Source organism: Kitasatospora sp. NPDC004799, assembly GCF_040609095.1.
Classification (GTDB): Bacteria; Actinomycetota; Actinomycetes; order Streptomycetales; family Streptomycetaceae; genus Kitasatospora.
The window spans coordinates 1-1474 of record NZ_JBEXJK010000787.1; the positions used below are offsets into that span (position 1 = coordinate 1).

Here is a 1474-nt window from a genome sequence, read left to right on the forward strand (position 1 = left end):
GTCAGAAGCTGTGGAAAAGTCGGGGGTTGTGGATAACTTCTGTCCCTCACAAGGGGGTGCGCGGCTCGACGGCCCCCGGCCTGGCGGCTCTCGGCTCCACTGTCCTGGGCTCCACGGTCCTCGGCTCCACGGCTCTCGGCTCTACGGTTCGCGGCTCGACGGCGGGCGCCGCGCCGGGAGGAAGCGCCGGCCCCGGCGACTCGGGCTCAGTGGGCATGCTGCTCCTGCCGCTGCCGTGGCGGACCGCGCCGACCGTCCGGACGGGCCGCGTGGCGGTGTGATGGGTCGTGCTGGATAGGACGGTGCGACGGACGGTGGCCAGTCGAGGTTCGGTCTCCCCGCTGCTTCCCGCACGTGGACACACATTCCCACCATCCTGGCCAATGTTCGGCCGAGCGGCAATGCCAACGGGCCGGAAATCTTCCGTTCCGCCTTCTGTTCAGGGCTTCCTTCGACGGCGAATCAATCGACGGCGAACCATCGTACGACCCCGCCGACGACACCGGGCCGCGCCGCAGGTCGGCGGGCCGCGGCACGGGTCCGCACGCCGCGGCGCAGGTGCGCGGGCACGGCGCGGTGGGCCCGGGGCAGTCGGGCCCGGGGTGGCCCCGCCGCCGGGCTCAGGGCGTGGCGAGTTCGAACCAGGTGACCTTGCCGTCGCCGCGCAGCTGCACGCCCCAGGAGTCCGCGAGCGCCTCGACCAGCAGCAGGCCGCGCCCCGAGGTCGCGTACTCGGCCTCCGGATCGCGTCGGCGGCCGGGCAGTCTGCTGGTGCCGTCCTGCACCTCGATGCGCAGCCGGTGGTCCGTGCCGAGCACCGCGTCGAACACCGCGCCCTTGCCGGTGTGCAGCAGCGCGTTGGTGACCAGCTCGGAGGAGAGCAGCTCGGCGGTGTCGGACAGCTCCGGCACCCCCCAGTGGCTCAGCGCCGAACGCAGCCGCCGCCGGACCGCGCCCACCCCGACCAGGTCCGCCGGGTCGAGCGTGAGGTGCAGCCGCCGGTGCACGGCACACCCCGGAGCCGGTGAGCCCGGCAGGGTCGTCCCGGTGCCGCCGACCGGCCCCTGGACCGGCCCGGACCGGTAGGCGTCGCCGGAACTCGTCCGCTGCCGCGGGAATCGCGACTGACCGTCCATCAACCCATGCCCCCGCCCTGTCGTCCGGCCCCCCGCCTCCGGATCCCCCGCCGGCCAGGTGGCCCCCTCGATCTGACCACTCATCCTCATGCCCAGTTGACGGCGTTTGCAACAGTGTGCGTCCGATCACCTGGGGTGAAAGGGGCACGGGGTGGTTCGCGTGATCCAACTGCCCGCGCCGGACAGGTTTGCGAAGCGCAGAGGCCGTTTTCGAACCCGCCCCCGCCCGATCCCGCGCACACCCGGCGCCCGCACGGACCGCACGCCCGACCGCACGCCCCCTGCTCCGCGCCCGCCGCGCGCCCCCGGTCCCGTGCCCGCCGCGCGCCCCCGGTCCC

The 1474-nt window shown here is 74.2% G+C and carries 1 protein-coding gene; it reads right to left on the reverse strand.

Features of this window, described 5'->3' with window-relative positions:
• Nucleotides 1-620: 620 nt before the first annotated feature.
• Complete coding sequence (locus tag ABZW03_RS40800) at nucleotides 621-1007, reverse strand: ATP-binding protein (RefSeq protein WP_355269925.1); 387 nt, start codon at nucleotides 1005-1007, stop codon at nucleotides 621-623.
• Between the last annotated feature and the right edge of the window lie 467 nt (nucleotides 1008-1474).